Here is a 23,632-nt window from a genome sequence, read left to right on the forward strand (position 1 = left end):
AAAAAAGGCTAAGTGCGAACACTTAGCCTTTCATTTTTATATTAAGCCAATAACGGCAAAAAAATATCTTTACCAATCAAACAATTTACCAAAGAAACCTTCGACTTTTTTCTGCACTTCTTTCGCTTGTTGTTTCACTGCTTGTACCTGACAGTTTTGTTTAAGATCACCATTCGGATCCCAAATTGGCATTCTTGTTGTACCAAAACAATCTTCAACATACGTACCGTTCGCTGCCACCGTATATTTCTCTCCTTCGAGTTCAGAAGGCTGAGTTAAAACTAACGGTTCAGGTTTACGATGCTGAATATAATCTGTATATAAACGCAATGCACCTGTTGCACCAGTTAAGTGAGCGGTTTTATTATCATCACGCCCCATCCATACCGTTACAACTTCACGTCCATCAATACCAACATACCAACTGTCTTTACCATTGTTCGTCGTGCCCGTTTTACCTGCAAGGTGACTATTTGGGAACAATTTATTCAGTGAATGAGCAGTACCAAATTTTACCGTATCTTGCAGTGCAAACATGGTTAACCATGCCGCTTGACTTGGCACAACCGGTGAAGCTTTAGGCCAATTTTGATAAAGCACTTTACCATCCTCATCAACCACGGCGTTTAATGCTGTTAATGGTGCTAGGTAGCCATTATTACTAATGGTTTGATACATTTGTGTCACTTCTAGCGGCGACAAGGCAATTGAACCTAAAAATAATGAAGGTACTTGAGGGATCTCTTCAAATGGCACCCCTAACTTTGTCAACGTCTTAGAGACTTTCTCAATACCTAACGCCATCCCTAAATTAACCGTCGGGACGTTGTATGATTTCGCTAATGCAACAAATAAAGGCACTTCACCACGATATTTACGATCATAATTTCGAGGATTCCATACCGCCCCATCTTGCATCTTAATAGAAAGCGGCTGATCTTTTAATGATGTTGCTAACGTGTACTGTTCAGGCTCTTCTAATGCTGATAAGTAAATAGAAGGTTTCACGACTGAACCGATTTGACGTTGTGCATTAATCGCACGATTATACCCAGGGAAATCAGGGTTACTTCCCCCAATCATAGCGCGGATTTCACCAGTTGTACGATCAGCAATCACCATTGCCGTTTGTAGATCTTTACCCGCACGTTTTTCAACTAACGGGATCATTTTCTTCACAGATTCTTCAGCTAACTTTTGTGATTGAGGATCTAACGAGGTAAACAAACGTAAGCCTTTACCTTCTTCAAAAGCATCACCTACTTTTTGCTCTAATTCACGTTTAAGTTGATCAAAATATGCTGGTTGACGTTTTGCAAGTTGCCCTTTTGATTGAACATCCAATGGTAATTTAATTGCTGCTTGATATTGCTTTTCAGTCAATAACTTATTGTCGAACATGATTTTTAATACCACATTACGACGATCTTTAGCACGCTCAGGGTGACGCCACGGATTATAATAAGACGGACCCTTTACCATACCAATTAATAGTGCTAATTGATCAGAGCGTAATTCCGATAATGGGCGATCAAAATAATAACGAGATGCTAAAGCAAAGCCATGAATACCACGACCAGAATATTGGGCTAGATAGACTTGATTCATGTACGCATCAAGCACTTCTTCTTTACCATATTTATAATCGATGATAATTGCCATATAGGCTTCTTTAAATTTACGCCATAAACTGCGCTCACTCGATAAAAACATATTTTTAGCAAGTTGCTGTGTTAGCGTACTACCACCTTGAACGGTGTGACCAGCTTTGATATTAGCGACAAACGCACGTGCAATACCCACTAAAGAAATACCATCATGCTCATAGAAATGACGATCTTCAGTATCAACAAGACCTTCGACTAATAGCTTAGGCATTTTATCTTCTGGGAGATAAATTCGTTGCTGGTCGTTTTTCGCTTCTAGCATACCCAGCATTTGGGGATCCATGTGAAGGAAACCGAGCTCTTTATTCGAGTCTAAATCCTTCATTTGGCTGATCCCTTCGCTATTGAAAGTCACAACAACATGACGAGCGCCTTCTGCACCCTCTTTAAAGTTAAATGGTCGACGAACAAATTCAACAGACCAACCATTTGCTTTGTACTCACCACTTTGATCAGGCTCAGATACTTTTTGATAGCCTAATACTTTTAACTCATTAACTAACGAGTTGTAGCTAATTGGTGCGCCAGGTTGAAGTGCAAGTTCACGAGCATAGACGACTGACGGTAACTGCCATAATTGACCGGCAAACTTTTCACTAATGGTTTGGTTTAAGTTATTACCCAGATAAGCCATACCTAAACCGCCAATAACAGCAACCGTAAGCAAGCTGCGCTTAATCAGTTTACGTCCAGATGATGGCTGCGACTTTGCTGTATTATCCTGTTTATGATCAGACTGTTGATTATTTGATGTCATTCATTTTTCCAATTTAACAGCAGCGGTTTAACTACTGTTTAATTATTAAACAATAAGATAAAAATAAACCGACTATTAAATTACTACCTTATATAGAAAGCAATATAGTTAAGATAAACATAATCGTAATTTTCAATGATCATGTCATCCGTATGTCAGTTCTATATTGTATGATTTTTTCATTAACACTGGCAAAAAACATTATTTTATTATGATCAACATGATGCTTTGGGTCGCAATTTATTTATTAATCATCCACAATAACGTCTTTAAGAAAGCCAGCGATCAATTCCGATCGGGCACAGGTACCATGAGATAGCTATGCAACGTGATTATACTTTAAACTGCCTATTAACAATGCCTCGCCATGAGCTTGAAGAATTTAGCTTACGCGTGATCAGCCGCATGGTGCCGGAAGATGTAATGCAGGAAATATTCACTTTTGAACAAGAAGAAGTAGATAGTGAAGAGCGCCTCAAATCAGCACAATTTGATGCAATGCTACGCATGACAGCGGTTGCTTTGGGTGAAGTCAAAGAAGCATTTTCAGAATCAGATAACGCTAAGCAAAATGTTGAGCGTATGACACGTTTAATTCTTTGGCATTTTTACGCTATTTCATTCCAGCTAGAAGAAGCCGTGACATTAGAACAGCACTGTGCTGAAGTTGAAAAGATTTTAGCCAATGCGCCTGACAACGCATTTGGTTGGATCAGTGTACTGACAGAATTACTTCATCGTTACGCTGCATTAAGCGAAGAAAAATAACCATTCTTCTCATAATTAATAAGCTAAATAAAAAGGCGTACCCTTAGGATACGCCTTCTTTCTATTTTTTATTGCCGATACTAAATGCTATTAATAATCGAAATCGCTGTACTCCGGACTCTCAAAACGTGAACGTGTCATACGACGTTTCTTTTTGTTACGAGATTGATTCAAATCTTGAAAATCATCATTAAATTCTGAGTTGAATTTTGATTTGCTGCCCTTGTGAAACTTTTGGTCTAACTTAGCCATTTGCGATTCCTGAACTACATCCAGAGTAAGTAATTAATAAATAGAACACAGGCAATATTAATGTTCTATTGTGACAAAAATACGTCGCTTTTTTGTAAAATCAGTGACAACTGCCTTGTTTGTTTTCCACTTGATTTATTGCTTAATTCGTATTTTTTCTAAGACTAATTCAGGAACTCGCTATCTGTACAACAAGATATTTTACTGAACATCTGCAAAAAATCTTATCAATTGTTTTCGATCACATTATTGAATGGAACTTCAACTAAAGCGTTGATCAAGTCCTCTTTTTCATTATCTTCTCGCCATACTAAATACAAGCTTTGATCCATAACTGGCGCGTCTTCCACCAAATGAAGCAAGCCCTCTTTTTTAGCGCTTTCGACAACAGGTGATGGCAGATAACCAACCCCAGCATTCGCTAAAATATAATCAAGTGCCATTTTAACAGAATGTGTATGCATAATTGGTGTTCGCTGCAATTCCGCAATACGGCTGTGCTCAACGGAAAAACGTGTGCCCCAATCTAAAAAAACCAACGGAATATCACGGGTATCATGCAAACTACAATTACTTTTATTGGTAACAAGTTGTAATTGATAGTCTCTTACTTTGCGTACATTAAGATTTTCAATTTTAGGTGGCTCACTGGTAATAAAGAGATCGATGCTCTTATCAAACAAGCGTTTTGCCATCCCTTCACGTTTTACAGATTCTAAGCGTAATGCTAACCCTGGCATACTGGCATAAATATGGTTAATCCAATCAGAAATCCCATCAAACTCCCAAAATAAAGGAGATGCACCAATAGCTAATTGGGTATTGAGACTATCTGTTAATGCAACATCTTGTTTCGCACGTCCCCATGTTTGCAAAATAGCTTCAGCATAAGGCTGTAAACGCTCACCAGCAGCCGTTAAATGGACATTACCACGTTGACGAGAAAACAACGGGTTACCTAGCTGAGACTCAAGTTGTCGAATACGAAAGCTGACGGCTGACTGAGTTAAATATAAATTATCAGCAGCACGGCCAAAGTGACGAGTCTTAGTTACTTCTAAAAATGTTTTTAGTAATTCTGTATCCACTGCGAAATTCTCAAGAATAAGAAGGATAAATTGCGTGATTATCGGGCTATTTAAGCATTATATATCTAATTAGCAAGAGCTTAATCTCGATCTTAAACGATATGATGATTTAGGGCATTAATTGATTAAAAAAATTCATAGATACAATGAAAATTGTTTGATTTACAACTCGCCAAGTCTGGATAAATATCACCGCAAATCACATCAAGGACTTTATGAATGAGAAGTGAAGGTAAATTTTACGACGATAAAAATTTCCCACGTGGCTTTAATCGCTCGGGGGTTTTCACGATTAGTGAGGCCAGCGTCTTAGAAAATTACGGACGTATTATGCGTGCTCTACACGAAGGGACTACGCAGCCAATCGATGAGTCTGAAACTCAGTTCCTTGCTGAAGTGTTAGGTCAACAAGCAGCAATGTCTGAATTTGGTAAGTGTTGGTTAAAATACCTGAACCATACCACTCATAAAGCACGCAGTTATACATTATGCGTGTCACAACGTACCAGCAATGGTGCATACGGCGACGATGATGATACCGATAGTGGTAGTGATAGCGATTTAGACTATTAATCACTTAGAGGGCTAACCTCTGTTAATCGAGTAACAATGAAGCCATCCCACTCTTGTGCGATGGCTTATTTCTTTTTAATAGCCTGTAAAACAGGCACTTTCTTGGTAGAGCTATGAAAATTTGTTTTGTTATGTATCCGTGGGACAAAGTTGAAGCCGAAAACGACTCCACACTACGTCTGATCCATGAAGCCGCAAGCCGCGGCCACACGGTTGCTATTACAACACCAAGTAACTTAACTATGCGTGACAGCATGGCTATTGCATTCTGTAACGTATTAAAAAAAGGTGATGTATCAAACAATATTCCAAGCTTTTACCGTAAAGCTGAATTTAACAAAGCTGAACTACCGTTGGCGGGCTTTGATGTTATCTTTATGCGTGCTAACCCACCACTAGATACCATGGCACTTAATTTCTTAGATTCTGTGCGTGAGCATACTTTCATTATTAATGATATTGATGGTCTACGTGTGGCTAATAACAAGCTATATACAGCATCATTACCCGATCCAAACCATGAATATATTCCAGCAACACACGTATCAAAGAACCGTGAATACTTAGAGCGTGTATTAGACGAATCAACCCAAGATCGCATGATCCTAAAACCACTAAATGGTTACGGTGGTAAAGGCGTTATCTTGGTTGAAAAGAGCGCAAAATCAAGCGTGAAGTCATTACTTGATTTCTACATTGGTGATGATGAAAACTATGTGATCTTACAAGATTACATCGAAGGTGCAGAACAAGGTGATGTTCGCATTCTACTGCTTAATGGTGAACCTATCGGTGCAATGCGCCGTGTACCAGCAGAAGGTGATGTACGTTCAAACATTCATGCCGGTGGCCGTGAAGTAAAACACGTACTGACAAAGCAAGAGCTAAACCTATGTAAACACATTGGTCCTAAGCTTGTTCGCGATGGCCTGTATTTTGTCGGACTTGACGTAATTAACGGTAAATTGGTTGAAGTAAACGTATTAAGCCCAGGTGGTATTACCCGTATCAACCGCCTGAACCGTGTAAAACTTCAACGTAATGTACTGGATTTTGCTGAGAGCGTAGTAATGGCGAAAGAAGTCGGCATTGCACGCAAAAATGATTTTCGAAAGGTGATTGCAGATGCTGCTTACTGAGTTAGAGGTTCTGGAGAAAATCCGCAGCCTAACTCCCTTTGAAGCAAAACTTGATGATGGTAGCTTGACGATTCGTGTTAGCGAATATCAGCCTTATATTGCTACCGCTATTCATCATGGACACAATCTTCGTGGCGAGTTAAAGGAAAAATGTGCGCTGACAGAAGAAGAGCGCTACTTTGAAGAAGATCCATTTACTGGCGATTTTATTTCATCTTTGCCAATCATTCTTCAAGGTGAAGATTCACGTTACGAATACGATCTTAACCGTGAACCAAGCAACTGTATCTATGATGATGCTTGGGGTAAAAATGTATGGCTTGAGCCATTAACGGTAGAAGAGCGTGCAATAACACATGAAAAACATAACCGCTACTATCGTATTCTTAAATGTTTAATTGAAACGTTAGAAAAAGAGTTCGGCTTATGTTTGTTATATGACATCCATTCATATAACTACCAACGTATCGACGAAAAAACACCAACATTCAATGTGGGTACTAAACAGGTTAACTGTCGTCGTTGGCGTAAAGAAATTGATGTCATGCTTGAAGGGTTAAATAGCATTGAACTACCCAACCTTGAAGTAACAGCATTAGAAAATGATGTCTTTAAAGGCTTGGGTTACCAAGCTACTTTCATTAAAGAAAACTTTAAAAATACATTAATCTTACCGATTGAAGTTAAAAAAGTATTCATGAATGAAGAAGGCGGCGAAGCGTACCCATTAGTGATTGAAAAACTGAAAGAATCCATGAAAACCGTGATTACGGAACATGCTGCTTTCACGATCACTAAACGCACAAAAGCCAAAGGTTTAACCGGTAATGATCTGCTTGCTTCGAATTTGTCGAAAGAAGTGATTAAACTGGATCGTCAGCTATATCGTATTGCTCGTGGTATCAATACGCTTAGCTACATCAACCCAACTAACCTTAAGCAAGAAAAACGACGCTTTTTAAGTAAGCCGCATAGCTATCAGCCACAGTTTACTTATCGTCAACTTGATTTAGATCCATACAAGTTCCGAGAGCAACTTTACCGGCTACCTGTAGAAGGTATCCGTGATGCTGACGTACAAAAAATGTATCGCAAGGTTATTGACCAATTAGCGGTACGTATTGATCTACTTTGTAGTATTGGTACTGATGAGTTCTTATATAATTCATTACGTTACTACGGTCAGCCTGATGAGCGTGATATTGCTAATGCAAAATTTATTCTTCATGCTTGTGAGTACAAAGAGCAGCAACCTGCAACAATCACAGCCAATGAAGCAATAGAAGCATTTAAAGAAGCGGCGAAAGAGTACGATATTCCTTGTAAAGTCGTATCCTCTAAGCAGCTAATCGCACGAGCAATGGTAAGTGGTAAAACGATCAAGGTGAACCCAAACAGTCGTTTTACACAAGGTGATTTGGATGCGTTAATTCATCACGAACTGGGTGTGCACTTAGTCACGTCTGTGAATGCTGAACGTCAACCATTAAAGATCCTACAGCTGGGTTTACCAGGTAATACGCATACACAAGAAGGCCTTGCGATTCTTTGTGAGCACTTATCAGGTAGCTTCCCATTACATCGCCTAAAAACATTGGCGTTGCGTGTTGTGGCTGTAGAGATGATGGTCAATGGTGATAGCTTTAACGATTGTTTTAATAGTTTAAAACATGAGTATGGCATCAGTAATGACGAAGCCTTTACCGTAACTGCACGTGTTTATCGTGGTGGCGGCTTCACTAAAGATTTCTTATATCTTCGCGGCCTAAAAGATGCGATTCAGGCATATAAGAATGAAGATCTAACATCGTTATTTATTGGTAAAACTGGCTTTGAATTTAAGCCCCTGCTTGATGAACTTATCGAGCGTGGGATCTTAAAACAACCCGATTACTTACCAAAAGCACTAGAGATAGATGCGGATATCGATCCCGTTATGGAATTTATGCTTAACTCGATTCGTTGATAACGATTATTGTGAAGTAACTCGAATAAAAACAATAGTAATAAAAAGCACTAGAAAATTAAAACCTAGTGCTTTATTTTTTTATTAAATATAAAAATAGTATATATATATATAATCATAAAAAATTATGGTAGATAAACTAAATTGATAAATTAATCAATAAGTAAATATTACTACAACAGTATTTGAACCAGCATAACAAGTTAAATAATAATAATTATTCATTCTTCAATTGGCTAAGATCATGAAAAAAAATAATTATTATTACTTATTACTTGCAATATCTATGGGATTTGGATTAAGTGGTTGTAATTCTGATTCGGACAATAATACAAATGATGCTAAAGATAATACTCGCGATAATGAATTTAGTATTACTTCATCAGCACCTACAACTGCAACGGAAGATATTCCCTTTTCATACCAGTTAACAACAAATAAACTAGAATCTGATTCAATCGTGTTTACTGGTGAAAACCTTGCAGAAGGTATGATTGTTTCTAGTGAGGGTTTAGTAACATGGACACCCAAAGAGGGGGTCTTAACTTCAGGCGAAATTACTATTAAAGTTAATCTTAATGGTGAAAAAACCATAAGCCAATCATTCACATTAAATATTACACCTATAAACGATGTACCAGTAATAACTGCCGTTCCGGATCAAACAGTAGAATCAAATAATACATTGACTATTCAACTCGATGTGACCGATCCTGATGATGAAAATAATGGTTCAGATTTACATTATGAAATTATTACAGGTCCAGAAAATGCTACTATTTCTAATACTGGTTTGTATAGTTTTCAATCGACAGCAGTAACATCTCAAGACCACTCAGTACAAATACAAGTCTCCGATGGATTAGAAGATAACGTACAGCCTGCATCCATAACGTTTAAGCTATCTGAATATTATTATCCTGTTAATGGTTTTTTAAAAGACTATCACACCGGTGATATTATTGAGAACGGGACTTTAATGCTATCGCAAAATAATACAGCCTTAGCTACAACGACTTCGAATGCTGATGGTTCATTTAAATTTTCCGTGGCCGATATTAATTTAGATCAAGAATCACCATTAACAATATCAGCTGACAGCACTAATTATAGTGAAGGTGCAATCTCTATTAATTACCAAGAACTCTCATCAAATATTGATGTACTATTACCCAAAGCACATCTTATTGAAACATTTTCAAATACAGAAATAAAAAATTTAGTCATCGATAATTCAGTTCCTGAGTCGCCAATTATTATTTCATTACCTGAAAATAGTTTCGTTAATGCTAATAATCAACCTGTCAACGACAATATTCAGACGGAAGTGTTTATTATAGATCCTCGTATTGATATTGATCTTATGCCTGGAGAAATGATTACAGAAACTTCAGAGGGTGAAGTTATCCCTATTGAGTCTTTTGGTGCTATTTCAGCAACTTTTTCCGATGAAAATGGCGAATTATTACAATTAGCAGATGGGAAAGTGGCGGAAATTCGCATTCCAGTATCAGGTACAAATCCTCCAACAATAATCCCTCTTTTCTATTTTGATAATGAACAAGGTATTTGGGTTGAAGAAGGAGAAGCAACGCTATCCGATGATGGTCTATTCTACGTCGGAAGTGTTTCTCACTTTACAACTTGGAATGCAGACCTCATCATGGATACCGTTAGTATTGAAGGCTGTGTCGTTTCTCCGGATTTAGTACCTTTGACAAATGCAAGAATTAAGACTGAAGGTAAAAACTATAATGGCACAAGTTCAGCTATTAGCGATATAGATGGACACTTTTCTGTAAACGCGAGAAAAGACAGTGAAGTATTAATTTCTGCAGCCAACCAATTTTTAAGTAGAACCCATAAAATTGACACAGACAATGAAGAAGTCATCAATCTATCAGATAAAATAGATAATGCCGACTTATCAGAAAATGGATGTTTAGTTCTTGATGCAGCAATATCAACAATTACATTGACGTGGCAAGAGCATCCTAGTGATCTAGATAGCCACTTATATGGCCCTATCGATATGATAGATATTAATCAGTTCCATATTTACTATCGTAATAAACAAGCAACCATTGAAACGGAAGAGAAGGTAACAACACTTCACCTTGATGTCGATGATACGAGTAGTTTCGGTCCAGAAATTATTACGCTCCCTCATTTTCCTTTACCAGGTAGGTACCAATACGCTGTAAACCATTTCTCAGGACTGGGTGAAATAAGTCAGAATGAAGTTCGTGTTGAACTAGTTCTTAATGAAGAACGTTATATTTACACACCACCAGAGAGAGCAGAAGAAGATAATAGTAAGAAATGGTGGTATGTCTTCGATATCATCGTAAATGAAGAGGGGACAGCCTCCATTAACGATGTGAATGAATTTAGAGCTTATGATCCAACCATACAAATGGAAGAATCTATAACTCCAAGTTCATATAGTTACCCGGCAAATAATACAAAAAACATGTATCAAAATATGCTAGAGAGCAAATACTATGCTCAATAATTATTAGGGTCATAACAAAAATCAACTAGATGGTTAACAACAAGGTGTTAAGCCAGAAATGAAATGATCAATGGAACGATCCAATTATTGCTTCAAAATACCCTTAAACATCTAAGTTTAAGGGTATTTTTTATTTTTACTTCGTGATTTACATCGGTAAGCGTTTACGATCGACCCGTATAATCGTACAGGTCAATAACACCAATACCACTGCGATCGCAGCTAGCAGAACAAATACTCCATTCCATGAGTAGCTTGTTTGTATCATCGCAATAGGCGCACCTGCGAGCGCTGCACCGATATAGGTTACCCCACCTTTTAAACCTGTTGCTGCACCTGCGCCATCCGCGTGAGAGGCTTCAATAATACCTAAAGCAAACAACATTTGAGGAGCATAAATACCCGCACCAATGATAAAGAAGCACAATGCCACCAGCATATAGTTAATATGCAATGTAAATGCTACACCCACCATACCGCCAATTAAGACAAAGCAATAAATTAAAATGGTTTTCCAGCGATCAGCACCGAAGAATTTATCAGAAATAATACCGGATGTTAGGCCACCTAAAATACCACCAGCTTCAAACCATGCCACCAGAGAGTTTGCTTTAACTAAATCCCAATGCAATACGTCAACAAAGTAAACACTGACCCAGTCACTTGAAACCGTGCGGATAACATAGATACAAAGATCACCACCAATTGCTAACCAAATAATAGGATTAGTTAGAATATAACGTTTAAACATGACCCACATTGTTAAGCCAGCTTCAGAACGTTTGTTTATCTCAAGTTGCTTAGTATCGTTACGCCATACACCAACATTAGGTAATCCGTAGTTTTCAGGCTTACCACGCATCAGCACAGCCGCGATAATGGCTTGTACTGCGGTAATAGCAGCAGGAACGTAAAATGCGTAACGCCAATTCCCTGTGTAAGCGATAACAGCGGATGCAATTAATGGCGCTAAGGCACCACCAACATTGTGTGACGTATTCCATAATGAATACCAACCGCCACGCTCAGATTTCGAATACCACTGACTGATCGCTTTTGCAATCGGTGGAAAACCACAACCTTGTACAACAGCAGTTAAGCAATATAGCGACAACAACATGGTGACACTGTCTGTCATACCAATACCAACGTTGATAATGGCAATCACAACAAGTACTGGTGCAAGGAATAAACGTGGGTTAATTTTATCGGCAAGAAGGCCTGAACTAAATTTGGAAATACCGTATAAAATATAATAAATAGAGGATGCTAAGCCAAATTGAACCGTTGTCATTCCCAGATCGGTCATTAATAATGGCGCGGCAGCAGCAAATGCTTTGCGAGAGATATACATTACTGTATACGTCAGGAAAGTAGTAATAATAATTTGCCAACGTAGACGCTTATACGTTTCGTCTAATTTACTGTTACTCATAGGTTAAATACTTACGAATTAAATTTTTTAAAGTGTTCGAAAGCCTACCCTTTGAAATATTTACTTACAATTTAATTATTTGCTGTATTTTTAACCATTAAAACAAATATTATGATTACGGAAGATTTAACTGATAAGACCAGGCAAAAATAACAACAAACAACAACAAAACAAGATAAAAACCTGTAAATATCGATAAATAAAAACAGTACTCTAATAATATTAATATTAACAGAATAAGAAAAAATTAATTAAAACCATTTTTTTTGTTACATTAACAGATATCAATATAAATAGTGCCAATATAAATGAAGAAAAACATTAATATAGCGAATATATTATCGTGTTAAATTTATTTACAATTGTATGATAATCAATAAATAGTCACAATTAGTTAAAACTAAAAGCAATAATTAGTCACAAAAATAAAAATAGAATAATGATTGAGTCTTATTAAATCTTTATTCAATTAATATTATTCAATATATAAAAAAGGCAGCCTGGTTGGCTGCCTTTCTAATTTATAGATATTTAGTTCTCAGTGATTAGTTGCCGGGTACAACTCGCGTTGTGCTACCCTGCTGGTAAATATCAACACGCTGACCTACACGAAAAATCATATTTGGATCAACTTCTTGAACAACAGCAATCGTTCTTCCACTATCGAGTTTAATCACGATATTAACACCATTACGTTTACTAACCGCATCACCCGCTTTATTACCTAAAGCGGCACCGGCTAAACCACCGCCAATTGCTGCAATATCAGAACCACTACCACCACCGACTTTCGAACCAAGAATGGCACCAATGGCACCACCAGCAATAGTACCAATAGTACTTTCACCACCACCGCTCATTGTAACGGCATCTAATTTGGTAATTGTACCGGTTAATACATTTTGTACTGTGCGTGCCTCACCGACATCATAAGCATTACCATATGGGTTTTGCGCACAACCGGATACACCAAGTGCTGCTACTAGACATAAAGATGCTACTGTATACTTTTTCAATGTAACCTCCGTCAATAAAGCAATCTGCTATTACAACGATATAAGTTTGGACGTTAAATTAACATTTTGCTTACAAATCCTGTATTCACACTGAACGGACTATTAAAACAACATGTTACAGCTTTTTAGCAGAAGAAAAAGTCAGCCTTTCACACTAACTTTCTCTTCAAAAAGTAAATATACTTAATTTAATGCGCTTTCTTACCGCAAATTTTATGAATTAAAGTCACTACTGCAACAACAACTGCGCCCGCAATCACTCCCACGACACCATTGATGAAGGGAGGAAGAATAGATGCTGAACCTGGGAAATTTACAGCTTGTACAACCTGCTCAATGATCTCATGAGAATGCGGTAATGTATGTACGACGATACCACCTCCAACAAGAAACATCGCAATTGTGCCAACAAAAGCCAGAACCTTCATAAGATAAGGCGCCATGTTCACTAATAGAGAACCAAAGCGGTGTTTCAAGCTTGCTTGTTCACTATGATTTACAAGATATAGCCCTGCATCATCGAGTTTCACAATACCTGCAACTAAGCCATAAACACCAGCAGTCATCACCGCAGCAATAACACTGACCACGATTGCTTGAGTTAAAAATGGGTGATCTTGCACAACCCCTAGAGAAATCACGATAATTTCAGCAGAAAGAACAAAATCAGTACGTATTGCTCCTTTTATTTTCTCTTTTTCATATTCCGCAATATCGACATCACTTTGCGCTAACACATCAACTTTATCTTCAGTATTCGCGTTAGAATGAAATAACTTTTCAACGATTTTTTCTACACCTTCAAAGCATAAGAATAAACCGCCTAATAACAGCATAGGCTGAATCAACCAAGGGGCTATTACGCTAATCAATAACGCAGCGGGAACTAATATAAGCTTATTTTTAAACGAGCCTTTTGCGACTCCCCATACAACAGGAATTTCGCGTTCAGCACGTACACCCGTTACCTGTTGGGCATTCAGTGCTAAATCATCGCCTAAAACGCCCGCTGTTTTTCGTGCTGCTACTTTTGTCATCACAGCAACATCGTCTAATACGGTCGCGATATCATCTAACAAAGTTAATAAACTTGCACCTGCCACAGGTTACTACTCCTTCCATTAAGAGCTAGTTACTCTTAAATACACAAACTAAAAATATAATGTTAATTGTAAAACAGTTAATGCTGACTTTAGCCTTCTCCGTTTTACACAATTGATATAAGTAGCCATCAACCGTAAATCATCTACGATAATGACCACAAACAGTCCATATGAAATGTTCATTCAACAAACTTTAAGCATTATACTGCCTATACCACCAAAATAAAAATCAGCGTTTTTTATCGCACTAGATTATCCTTTTCAATTAAAGTCGCTATAAAGCAGAATGGCTAATCTTTCTCATCATAACGATAAATCTTTTTTGATTGCAGTTAACCTCATTCAATTGTCTAATCGCCCAGCACCCTTTTTTCGGTTTGAGGTGTAGACTGAGATTGGAATTCCTTTCTTTACGTTATGTCATACCGTGCTAGTAGCAGCACGACCTGTTCGGAAATGACAATGAAATTATTCGCAGCACTATACCTACAGGCCTTCTCGCGCCTGAATACAGTATGCGACAACGCAGCCAACAGCATCAGACCAACCCAATCTAGACGTTCGACACGTATGTTCATTAATAATGATGAAACGAACTCGGATAGTCCCAGTTACGTGTAATTAAACGTAGCGCTGTTAGGTATAGCTTGCCTTTTTGTTACCGCAACCTTTACCGCCTGACTTTCATCATGTCAGTAGCCATAACCTTCTATTTTATATGATATTTACTGCAGTTATGTGGGGCTTTAATTCGCCTTAAAAAACAGCAGTGTTCTTTACAAGGATTAAGACTATGAGTGAGTGGACCATTAATAACGCACGTGACGTTTATAACACGCCTTACTGGAGCCAAAATTATTTTGATATTGCACAAGATGGCTCCGTTGTTGCTCGCCCTAACCTGCTAGCTCCCGACAATACAATTGGCTTATCGCAACTGGCTGATGAACTCATTGCTGCGGGCGCTTCATTACCTGTATTGGTCCGTTTTCCAGAAGTGATGCATCATCGCGTAGATAGTTTATGCAGTGTGTTTAACCAAGCGATTAATAACTATGGCTACACGGGAGACTATCTTGCAGTTTATCCAATCAAAGTAAATCAACAGCAAGAAGTCGTTAGCGAAATTCTAAAAAGCCAATACGCTAAACAACAGCGTCAGTTAGGTTTAGAAGCGGGCAGTAAACCAGAGCTCATGGCTGTACTGGCTATGGCACAAGAAGCAAGCTCAGTGATTGTCTGCAATGGCTATAAAGATAAAGAATACATTCGCCTTGCACTCATTGGTGAAAAGCTAGGACACGAAGTGTATATCGTCCTAGAAAAACTATCAGAACTACGCATTATCTTAGAACAAGCAAAAGAACTGGGTGTTACTCCACGTCTTGGTTTGCGAGCACGCTTAGCGTCACAAGGTAAAGGAAAGTGGCAAGCCAGTGGTGGTGAGAAGTCTAAGTTTGGATTATCGGCATCTCAGGTTTTAACTGTGGTAGATGAACTGCGCCAGCGCAATATGCTAGATTGTCTGCAATTATTGCACTTCCACTTAGGATCGCAAATTGCCAACATCCGAGATGTACGAAGCGGTGTGGGTGAAGCGGGTCGTGTGTACGCAGAATTAAAAAAAATCGGGGCTGGTATTACAACGGTAGATGTCGGTGGTGGTTTAGCAGTGGACTACGAAGGTACACGTTGTCAAAACAGTTGTTCAATGAACTACAGTATTAATGAATATGCAAACAACATTGTTTATGTATTAGGTGACATTTGTACTGAATACGATATCGCTATGCCTCGCATTATTTCAGAATCAGGGCGTAACTTAACGGCACATCATGCCGTATTAATTACTGATGTCGTGGGTATAGAAAGCTATAAGCCAGAGAATATTTCTGCTCCTCTCTATGATGCGCCACAAGTGCTACACAATATGTGGATGTCATGGAAAGAGCTTTCTCAACACGCAGAACAACGTTCACTGGTTGAGATCTACCATGATAATCAAAGTGATTTAGCTGAAGTTCATGCTCTATTTGGGGTTGGGATGATTAGCTTTATTGATCGTGCATGGGCTGAGCAAGTCAGTTTGCGCTTATGCTATGAATTAGAAAGAAAGCTATCAGATAAAAACCGAGCACACCGCCCGATTTTAGATGAGCTACATGAGCGCTTAGCAGATAAGTTCTTTGTTAACTTTTCTTTGTTCCAATCGTTGCCTGATGCATGGGGAATTGATCAAATATTTCCTATTTTGCCATTAAGCAACTTGGATAAAGCGCCTGAGCGTCGCGCCATTATTTTAGACATTACCTGTGATTCTGATGGTGCTATTGATCAATATGTTGAAAGCCAAGGTATTGAAACCACACTACCGGTTCCAACATGGTCAGCAGAAGAACCTTACCGTATTGGTTTCTTTATGGTTGGCGCTTATCAAGAAATTTTAGGCGATATGCATAACTTGTTTGGGGATACCGATACCGCGGTTGTTCGAACTCGCACTGATGGTGGTTATGACATAGAAAAAATTGATCGTGGTGACAGTGTCGGTGATGTATTGCGTTATGTACATTTAGACTCGCAAGAATTTTTACGCCAATACCAAACAATGGCAGAGGAACACCTTGCCGCTCACGAGCGTGATGCCATTTTACAAGAGCTTGCTGAAGGTCTGGAAGGTTATACCTATCTCGAAGATGTTCGTGCAATTTAAAACTAACTAATAAGTTTCCTATCGCAACCTTAGTGCTTAATGGTGCGATAGGACGTCTTTCAGGGCTTTGCCCAATATTGTTGTTAGGAGAAAACCATGGCAACACTAGCTAACTACCCAGATTACTCACTTTACGCCAATGCGTTTGGTTTTTTACGTCAACCACTAAACTTCTCTCCAATGGAGTCAGATGCTGATGTGGTGATCACTGGTGTGCCATTTGATATGGCAACAACAGGTCGTTCGGGGAGTCGTATGGGTCCAGGCGCAATTCGTCAAATATCTACTAACCTCGCTTGGGAAGGTAAACGCTGGCCGTGGACATTTAACTTATTTAAAACAATCAAGGTTGCTGACTGTGGCGATCTGGTGTTTGATTGTGGTGATGCCGCACAAATGTGTGAACGTCTAGAAGCTCACGCTACAGGCCTATTAGAGCAAGGTAAAGCGATGCTAAGTTTTGGCGGTGATCACTTTGTGACACTACCACTACTACGTGCACACGCGAAACAGTTCGGCAAAATGGCATTGATCCACTTTGACGCACATACCGATACTTATGATCAAGGCAGTAAGTTTGATCACGGCACTATGTTCTACCATGCGCCAAAAGAAGGCTTAATTGATCCTCATCATTCCGTGCAAATTGGTATTCGTACTGAGCACAGCCATAAACTTGGCTTTAACGTAATAGATGCAGGCCAAGCAAATGATTGGTCAGTAGAGCAAATCGTCTCGACTATCAAAGAAAAAGTCGGTGATATGCCTGTTTACTTAACCTTTGATATTGATTGCCTTGATCCTGCCTTTGCACCAGGAACAGGGACGCCTGTATGTGGTGGTATGACATCAGACAAAGCGCTCAAAGTAATTCGTGCTTTAGCTGGTATTAATCTTGTTGGTATGGATGTGGTAGAAGTGGCACCTTCCTACGACCATGCTGATATGACATCACTGGCAGCAGCAACGATCGCAACCGATATGCTTCACCTATGGGCACTGACACATAAAAAAGCAGACATCAAATAAGCTTTAGCAATTAAGCACGACAAACCTCACAAAAAAGCCAGCACTTAACATGCTGGCTTTCGTTTATTTAGCTATTGGTAAACTTATAGCTTATCCCATGCATCAGCCCAGTATTGGCTTGAACCCGGTGCGTATGAAGCACTTGCACACCAGCCAGTGTAAGGCCATGGTTTACATTGGTATACGTTACCGTCTGTACCTAAAACTTGGTCGCCCGCTTGATAGGTTTTACCTGCTTCATAAGCTGGAACGTCGGTTACTGGTGGCTCAACCGTACCTTGCTCTTCTAGTGTGAAGTGGTGACGAGATTCCACTTGTTCACCTTTTGACTGTGCGATCATGCGTAGTGAGTGTTTACCTTCTGCTACGTTATCCAGTACCAGTTTGATTGCACTGTTACCTGCAAAATCTGCAGTGAAGTTACCGCCGTTAACTGGGTAACCCATTGCGTCAATCACATCAATCTGTACAGAGCTTGCTTTGTTCGCTGTGTAAGACAGGTTCAATGTCGCTGTGCCGTTAGTGATCTTGTAGCTGCTGTTTACGCCAGATAGAGATGCCGTGAAATCCGCTTCTGGTTGTGGTGGGACAACGCCGCCACAGTCGCTATCGCCTGCTTCTCGCCAAACGCCCCATTCACCCGTTGTGCCTGGTTCTTCGCCTTTCGTATACCAACCAGCTAGCCAATCTTTACCGTTATGGCTGACAACATCACCTTCAACGTAAACAACATCTGATTTCCACGGATTAGTACACACGATAGAGCCATCATTAACTATCACAGTACGCTTCACGGTTACAGTTTGGTTGGCGCTGTCTGTGATTGAGTAAACAAGCGCGTATTGACCAGCAACGGCAGTGTTTACTGTGCCAGATACCGTGATGTTTGCAGTTAGATCGCCATCTTCTGCATCCGATGCTGATACGCCTGACATTACATCAAAGTTTTCACCAATTTTCACTACTGCATTTGCTACACCAGATAAAGTTGGTAATGCGCTAAATACGGTTACTTTACGTGGTGATACCGTTTCATTGTTGTCTGAATCGGATACTGAGTAAGTTAGTACATACTCGCCTACACGCTGTGTATCTACAGAGCCTGACACGTTAATAGCCGATGTTAGTGTGCCGTCTTCTTTATCGGTTGCTGTTACGCCAGCCATTGCATCAAAGTTAGAACGGTGTTGAACACGCACATCGGTTAAGCCAATGATCACAGGTTTACCCGGTTGAACAACAGGTGGCACTTGGCTGTGAATGAATGGGCCGTAAGTGTTAATGAAGCTGCTGTTGTACGCTTGACCTGCTTTGTTAGTACCGATATCCCAGTTGATAGACCATGTCATCACACCACGTAGTGGCTGAGATTGCGCTTCAAGGCGTTTGAATGCATCAAACAAGTCTTGTGGGTCTTGCACGTAACCTGTTGCTGCGGCATCAATATTGGTTGGAATACCAAATACAAGTTTGTCGTGTGGGATCTTAGTGAAACCACGAGTACCGTTGATCAAAGAATCAGACATGTAGTAGATGAACTCTTCTTTTAGCTCATCTTTACTTTGTGCAATCCAGCCAATGCCTTCAACGTAAACGCCGTCACCACCTTGGTTGTAGAACTGTGGGTTGATCCAGTCGTAGTAACCTTCAAGACCTGTGATGTAAGGAATGTATTTACCTGATGCCGTTAGGTATGGGAATTCTGGTGCCATGGTAATTAGGAAGTTTTTACCTTGGGCACGGTAGTGATCTTTAACCATACGTAGGGCTGCTGGAATAACCGTTTGGTTATCAGCCGCATCAATCGCTGCTTGTTCTAGGTCGATATCTAGACCATCGAAACCATATAGATCCGTTAGACGAATGATTTCATTAGCAAATGCTTGCTCGTCGCCTGTTTTCATTTCAACGTGCGCATCAGCACCACCTAGTGCGATAAGCACAGAGCGACCTTGATCGTTAAGCTCTTTAATTTGGTCAATAAATTGTTGTTCAGTTAACCCCGTTTCAGGATCTAAATGGAAAGTAGGAATACGGCCTTCAGCAACGTCGTAAACTTTCATGAAAGAAACATCAACCACGTTATACATTGGGTTAATGTCTTTTAGTGTCATTGCTGGTGCGTTACCCATTTTATAACCTTGGCCATCAGCCCAGTTATGCCAGTAACCAACAACAACGCCACCTTCTGGGTTAACCATTTTATCGCCAGCGTGAGCGGTGAAGCTAATTGAGCAAGACAGTGCAATGGCACTTAATGCAAATAGAGATGTTTTTTTCATTTTTTACTCATCAAATTACATTTAGATAGACATGTTTTAATTAGAAAATGCCTAAGATGCACAAAGCATAACGAAGCTTATAAAAATCCAAAGTGACGAGATGTAACAGAAAATTATCATCACCTGAACAAATGCTAATACCTGAGTTCAAATTTATGACATTTACTTGTTATTTATTTGGCGAGACCAATATAGAACAGCGTTCAAAATTTAGATCTGCTTTCAGAAAAAACCTATTTTTTGATAACAAGCGCTACTTTTTTGACGCTGTGAAGATGAAATCCACAGGATTAAAATAACCAATAGCGATGAATATATAATTTTTAATGCTATTTAAAAATAAACATCTGTTACAAATAGACATAACTTTAGCCATTCACGCAATGGTAACAGTGTTTTAAAGCAGGTTACTTGTAATAAATATGTCGGATATGCCTTTAAAAAGCATTTGAAAATGGTATGTGCTGAGGGACTAACAATTTTCAACGATAGCGCGGTAAAGGAACTGATTATATCAAGTCACGGAAACCACATTTATATAGTTTACTAACTCGATAATTGCGAGCTATATAAAAAGGGCTTTGAAATTAACATTCAAAGCCCTTTAAGGATTGTTATTTACTAATCGTCCTATCAAATTACTTCACCATGTTGTTGCTTTTATACATTGGAGAAAATACAGGCACGTATAGTTTGATAATTTTATTCATGATTGTAGACATGGTTAATTCCTCAGGAAGTTAAGTATCGTTTTAGTTAAAAATCAGTATTAAGCCTTATTTTATAAGCTTAACCATTGCTTCTATGTGAGGAATTATAAGTAGATAAAATTAATTTAAAACGAGAAAAACACCAATTAAGGATTATATTTTGTAATCCGAATAAATTATCACTTTTACTTCATATTTATCTCACTTACATTTTAATCGTCAGCTTTATCATGCTGAAAATTAAAGTGAAACGTTACACATCGACATTTCTATCATTGACTCTCATTAATTATCATCTCTTTCGCTAACGTTAAGCATATACTCACGTTATAACTCTAAGTTCGATGTGGAGTAGTGCTATGAGAATAACAACATTAATAGCCATATTCATGCTGCTGTTCACGCCTTTAGTATCCGCAGCTATTCACAAAACATACTACCCCACCGGCGAACTAAGAAGCCTAGATAACTATGTGAACGGTAAGCTCGAAGGGCTACGAAAAGGCTTTTACAAAAATGGCGTGTTAAGAACTGAAGGCTATTTTAAAAATGGTAAACCTGAGGGGATGGTAAAAAGCTATTACGAGAATGGGGCACTTCAGCTTGTTGGCTATTTTCGTAACGGCTACCCACAAGGACCCAGCAAAATTTATTATAAAAGTGGCGCATTAAAATACGAAGAAAACTATCTTAATGGGCAAACACATGGTCTGTTAAAAGCTTACTACGAACATGGTGGGATCAAACTTGAAGAGAACTATGTTAATGGAAAACCTCGAGGAAATTTAAAAGGCTACTATGATGATGGTACGCTGGAGTTTGAAGAAAATTACCGTAGAGGTAAACTCAATGGTGTAGCGAAAAGCTACTTTAGAAATGGGCAGTTAAGGGTTGAAGAATATTATGTTGATGGCAAAAAAAATGGGGTGGTAAAAATATACAATAAGCAAGGCGAACAAATTGGTCGATTACGTTATAAGAACGATGAATTGATTGACAGCCATAAGCCATAACTCATAACTCATAACTCATAACAACATGGCACTTTCCTATGACCCAAAATAAAAATGGATAGAAACTCACGCCCCTATCCATTGTGTTTTCAGCTTATCACTTAAGCTTATATGCTCTTATGATTTCGGAGCCTTACATACCTGCGCTTAAGTGCATGCCGTAGAACATGCCACGACCGATTAGCTCTGCTACTACAATCATAGTAAATGCCATTGCCATCGGAAGCACTGTCACTTTCTTACGCTGAACCACAGGCAATAACCACAACACCATAGCTGCTACCGTTAAAACGATACGGGTTAGCTGTAAGCTTGTGTGCTCAGGTACAACGGCTAATGCGGTCGTCACGCTGGTTTCAATGCTTGCAAGGTGCGATGAAAGCAACATCACAACCATCACGACGGCGAACATGCCAACCAGCCCCATGATAGGTAACAGCTTATTCGCCACTGTGCTGTCATGTTTTGCTACTGATAACAATAGTTGTGCTAATGCCGTACCGCTGATCAGCATGGTGATCATAAATGCCGCAGGTGTGAGTGGTGTGTACCATGTCGGTACGGTATCGATCATGTAAACCATAGTCATAGCATACATAAAGGCAACACCCACCAGCATTGCGCCCACCATAAAGGCTTTGCGAATTGCCACACTGCCAAACTTTAATACTGACAATAACCAGAACATGCCACCTAAAGCAAAGAACGCACTGCCCGTTGCAATTTCATTTGATAGCCAAGAGCTACCCAACATGTTCAACGCATTCATTGCACGCAGTGGGCTACCAAGGTGCATGATAGAAGCTAAAAAGCCCATACCCATGATTGCCCATAAACAGAACATCGCTTGATGCAGACGCTTTTCCGCTGCCAGTGACAGCTGTTTTGTTAACATCATGGTGGCTAACACTAAAAATGCACCTACCGATGTTTGTGCCAATACCGTAAAGACGATAAGCGGCCATTCATGCCATGCCATATTACACTTCCTTCGGGTTTGCCAAGTGACCTGTGGTATCTCCACATGGGCGCGCATGGCGGTTCGGTTTAATGATGATGTTTGGTTGAGTCAGTGATGCTTTTGGTAGCGGTGCGACTTCCGCATGGCTGCCGTATTTAGCACGTAGCTCAGCAATAGGGCCAAACTCCAACGCACGTAGCGGACAAGAATCCACACAAATAGGTTGTAGCCCTTGACCTACACGCTCGTAGCAACCATCACACTTAGTCATGTGACCTTTTTCAGCGTTGTATTGTGGTGCGCCGTAAGGACATGCCATACCGCAGTACTGACAACCGATGCATTTTTCAGTATCCACCACCACAAAACCATCTTCTTTACGCTTATGCATTGCGCCACTTGGACACACCTTGGTACAAGCAGGTTTAGTACAGTGGTTACACGCTATAGATACGTAGTAAGAGAACACATCTTGACGCCAAGTGCCGTTATCTTCTACCCAGTTACCACCTGCGTATTCATACACACGACGGAAGTTAACACCCACATCTAAGTCTTTGTTGTCTTTACAAGAAAGCTGACACGTTTTACAACCGGTGCACTTACTTGAATCAATATAAAAGCCGTATTGTTTCATGCTTTAAC

The 23,632-nt window shown here is 39.4% G+C and carries 17 protein-coding genes; 8 read left to right on the top strand and 9 right to left on the bottom strand.

What is annotated here, in order from left to right; all coding sequences use genetic code 11:
• Window positions 1–69: 69 nt before the first annotated feature.
• Window positions 70–2,424, bottom strand: coding sequence for a penicillin-binding protein 1B (gene mrcB, locus I3259_RS05850; protein ID WP_238028759.1), 2,355 nt, complete (start codon window positions 2,422–2,424; stop codon window positions 70–72).
• Window positions 2,425–2,745: 321 nt separating this feature from the next.
• Here mrcB and I3259_RS05855 point away from each other — a divergent pair, with 321 nt between their 5' ends.
• Window positions 2,746–3,192, top strand: a complete 447-nt coding sequence (locus I3259_RS05855; protein WP_045083102.1) for a hypothetical protein — start codon at window positions 2,746–2,748, stop codon at window positions 3,190–3,192.
• A 90-nt stretch (window positions 3,193–3,282) separates the two neighbouring features.
• Here I3259_RS05855 and I3259_RS05860 read toward each other — a convergent pair whose 3' ends face one another.
• On the bottom strand, window positions 3,283–3,444 hold the full coding sequence (locus I3259_RS05860) for a hypothetical protein (RefSeq protein ID WP_198038485.1): 162 nt from the start codon (window positions 3,442–3,444) through the stop codon (window positions 3,283–3,285).
• Between the two features lie 227 nt (window positions 3,445–3,671).
• Window positions 3,672–4,532 carry an HTH-type transcriptional regulator HdfR gene (gene hdfR / locus I3259_RS05865; RefSeq protein WP_238028760.1) on the bottom strand — a complete coding sequence of 287 codons (861 nt, stop codon included), beginning with the start codon at window positions 4,530–4,532 and terminating at the stop codon, window positions 3,672–3,674.
• Between the two features lie 219 nt (window positions 4,533–4,751).
• Between hdfR and I3259_RS05870 the strand changes: the two genes are divergently transcribed.
• The 4 genes from I3259_RS05870 to I3259_RS05885 all read left to right on the top strand — a co-directional run bounded on the left by I3259_RS05870 (window position 4,752) and on the right by I3259_RS05885 (window position 10,725).
• Window positions 4,752–5,105, top strand: a complete 354-nt coding sequence (locus tag I3259_RS05870; protein ID WP_238028761.1) for a DUF413 domain-containing protein — start codon at window positions 4,752–4,754, stop codon at window positions 5,103–5,105.
• Between the two features lie 113 nt (window positions 5,106–5,218).
• Window positions 5,219–6,244, top strand: coding sequence for a glutathione synthase (gene gshB, locus I3259_RS05875; RefSeq protein WP_238028762.1), 1,026 nt, complete (start codon window positions 5,219–5,221; stop codon window positions 6,242–6,244).
• The gene (locus I3259_RS05880; RefSeq protein WP_238028763.1) at window positions 6,231–8,210 is read left to right on the top strand and encodes a flavohemoglobin expression-modulating QEGLA motif protein; all 1,980 of its coding nucleotides are present in this window, start codon (window positions 6,231–6,233) and stop codon (window positions 8,208–8,210) included. Before gshB ends, I3259_RS05880 begins: the two co-directional genes overlap by 14 nt.
• A gap of 244 nt (window positions 8,211–8,454) precedes the next feature.
• Window positions 8,455–10,725 (top strand): Ig-like domain-containing protein, encoded by a 2,271-nt coding sequence (locus tag I3259_RS05885; RefSeq protein WP_238028764.1) that lies wholly within the window; start codon window positions 8,455–8,457, stop codon window positions 10,723–10,725.
• Window positions 10,726–10,873: 148 nt separating this feature from the next.
• On the opposite strand, the gene I3259_RS05890 is transcribed toward I3259_RS05885, so the two are convergent.
• From I3259_RS05890 to I3259_RS05900, 3 genes are all read right to left on the bottom strand, one after another.
• A complete protein-coding gene (locus I3259_RS05890) occupies window positions 10,874–12,160 on the bottom strand; it encodes an MFS transporter (RefSeq protein ID WP_238028765.1) in 1,287 nt (428 codons plus the stop codon).
• 545 nt (window positions 12,161–12,705) lie between these two features.
• Window positions 12,706–13,176 (bottom strand): glycine zipper 2TM domain-containing protein, encoded by a 471-nt coding sequence (locus I3259_RS05895; RefSeq protein ID WP_238028766.1) that lies wholly within the window; start codon window positions 13,174–13,176, stop codon window positions 12,706–12,708.
• Window positions 13,177–13,364: 188 nt separating this feature from the next.
• Window positions 13,365–14,279: a DUF808 domain-containing protein gene (locus I3259_RS05900; protein ID WP_238028767.1), complete on the bottom strand. Its 915-nt coding sequence runs from the start codon at window positions 14,277–14,279 to the stop codon at window positions 13,365–13,367.
• Window positions 14,280–15,072: 793 nt separating this feature from the next.
• Here I3259_RS05900 and speA point away from each other — a divergent pair.
• Window positions 15,073–16,992: a biosynthetic arginine decarboxylase gene (speA, locus tag I3259_RS05905; RefSeq protein WP_238028768.1), complete on the top strand. Its 1,920-nt coding sequence runs from the start codon at window positions 15,073–15,075 to the stop codon at window positions 16,990–16,992.
• A 96-nt stretch (window positions 16,993–17,088) separates the two neighbouring features.
• Window positions 17,089–18,021 (top strand): agmatinase, encoded by a 933-nt coding sequence (gene speB, locus I3259_RS05910; RefSeq protein WP_238028769.1) that lies wholly within the window; start codon window positions 17,089–17,091, stop codon window positions 18,019–18,021.
• An 83-nt stretch (window positions 18,022–18,104) separates the two neighbouring features.
• Here the strand turns inward: speB and I3259_RS05915 are convergent, their stop codons facing one another.
• The gene (locus I3259_RS05915) at window positions 18,105–20,303 is read right to left on the bottom strand and encodes an immunoglobulin-like domain-containing protein (RefSeq protein WP_238028770.1); all 2,199 of its coding nucleotides are present in this window, start codon (window positions 20,301–20,303) and stop codon (window positions 18,105–18,107) included.
• A 1,069-nt stretch (window positions 20,304–21,372) separates the two neighbouring features.
• Between I3259_RS05915 and I3259_RS05920 the strand changes: the two genes are divergently transcribed.
• Entirely contained in the window at window positions 21,373–22,026 is a 654-nt protein-coding gene (locus I3259_RS05920; protein ID WP_238028771.1) for a toxin-antitoxin system YwqK family antitoxin, read from the top strand.
• Window positions 22,027–22,159: 133 nt separating this feature from the next.
• Here I3259_RS05920 and I3259_RS05925 read toward each other — a convergent pair whose 3' ends face one another.
• Entirely contained in the window at window positions 22,160–23,005 is an 846-nt protein-coding gene (locus I3259_RS05925; protein ID WP_238028772.1) for a DmsC/YnfH family molybdoenzyme membrane anchor subunit, read from the bottom strand.
• Window position 23,006: 1 nt separating this feature from the next.
• Window positions 23,007–23,624 carry a DMSO/selenate family reductase complex B subunit gene (locus I3259_RS05930; protein WP_008988756.1) on the bottom strand — a complete coding sequence of 206 codons (618 nt, stop codon included), beginning with the start codon at window positions 23,622–23,624 and terminating at the stop codon, window positions 23,007–23,009.
• Window positions 23,625–23,632: the final 8 nt, after the last annotated feature.

Source organism: Photobacterium sp. Ph5 (assembly GCF_022129445.1).
Taxonomy (GTDB): Bacteria; Pseudomonadota; Gammaproteobacteria; order Enterobacterales; family Vibrionaceae; genus Photobacterium.

Excerpts from the sequence above, each read along its gene's own strand:
- gshB (WP_238028762.1), top strand. The coding sequence starts at position 5,219 with ATGAAAATTTGTTTTGTTATGTATCCGTGGGACAAAGTTGAAGCCGAA.
- I3259_RS05920 (WP_238028771.1), top strand. The coding sequence starts at position 21,373 with ATGAGAATAACAACATTAATAGCCATATTCATGCTGCTGTTCACGCCT.
- I3259_RS05860 (WP_198038485.1), bottom strand. The coding sequence starts at position 3,444 with ATGGCTAAGTTAGACCAAAAGTTTCACAAGGGCAGCAAATCAAAATTC.
- I3259_RS05925 (WP_238028772.1), bottom strand. The coding sequence starts at position 23,005 with ATGGCATGGCATGAATGGCCGCTTATCGTCTTTACGGTATTGGCACAA.
- speA (WP_238028768.1), top strand. The coding sequence starts at position 15,073 with ATGAGTGAGTGGACCATTAATAACGCACGTGACGTTTATAACACGCCT.
- speB (WP_238028769.1), top strand. The coding sequence starts at position 17,089 with ATGGCAACACTAGCTAACTACCCAGATTACTCACTTTACGCCAATGCG.
- I3259_RS05885 (WP_238028764.1), top strand. The coding sequence starts at position 8,455 with ATGAAAAAAAATAATTATTATTACTTATTACTTGCAATATCTATGGGA.
- I3259_RS05870 (WP_238028761.1), top strand. The coding sequence starts at position 4,752 with ATGAGAAGTGAAGGTAAATTTTACGACGATAAAAATTTCCCACGTGGC.
- I3259_RS05930 (WP_008988756.1), bottom strand. The coding sequence starts at position 23,624 with ATGAAACAATACGGCTTTTATATTGATTCAAGTAAGTGCACCGGTTGT.
- I3259_RS05855 (WP_045083102.1), top strand. The coding sequence starts at position 2,746 with ATGCAACGTGATTATACTTTAAACTGCCTATTAACAATGCCTCGCCAT.
- I3259_RS05890 (WP_238028765.1), bottom strand. The coding sequence starts at position 12,160 with ATGAGTAACAGTAAATTAGACGAAACGTATAAGCGTCTACGTTGGCAA.
- I3259_RS05915 (WP_238028770.1), bottom strand. The coding sequence starts at position 20,303 with ATGAAAAAAACATCTCTATTTGCATTAAGTGCCATTGCACTGTCTTGC.
- mrcB (WP_238028759.1), bottom strand. The coding sequence starts at position 2,424 with ATGACATCAAATAATCAACAGTCTGATCATAAACAGGATAATACAGCA.
- I3259_RS05880 (WP_238028763.1), top strand. The coding sequence starts at position 6,231 with ATGCTGCTTACTGAGTTAGAGGTTCTGGAGAAAATCCGCAGCCTAACT.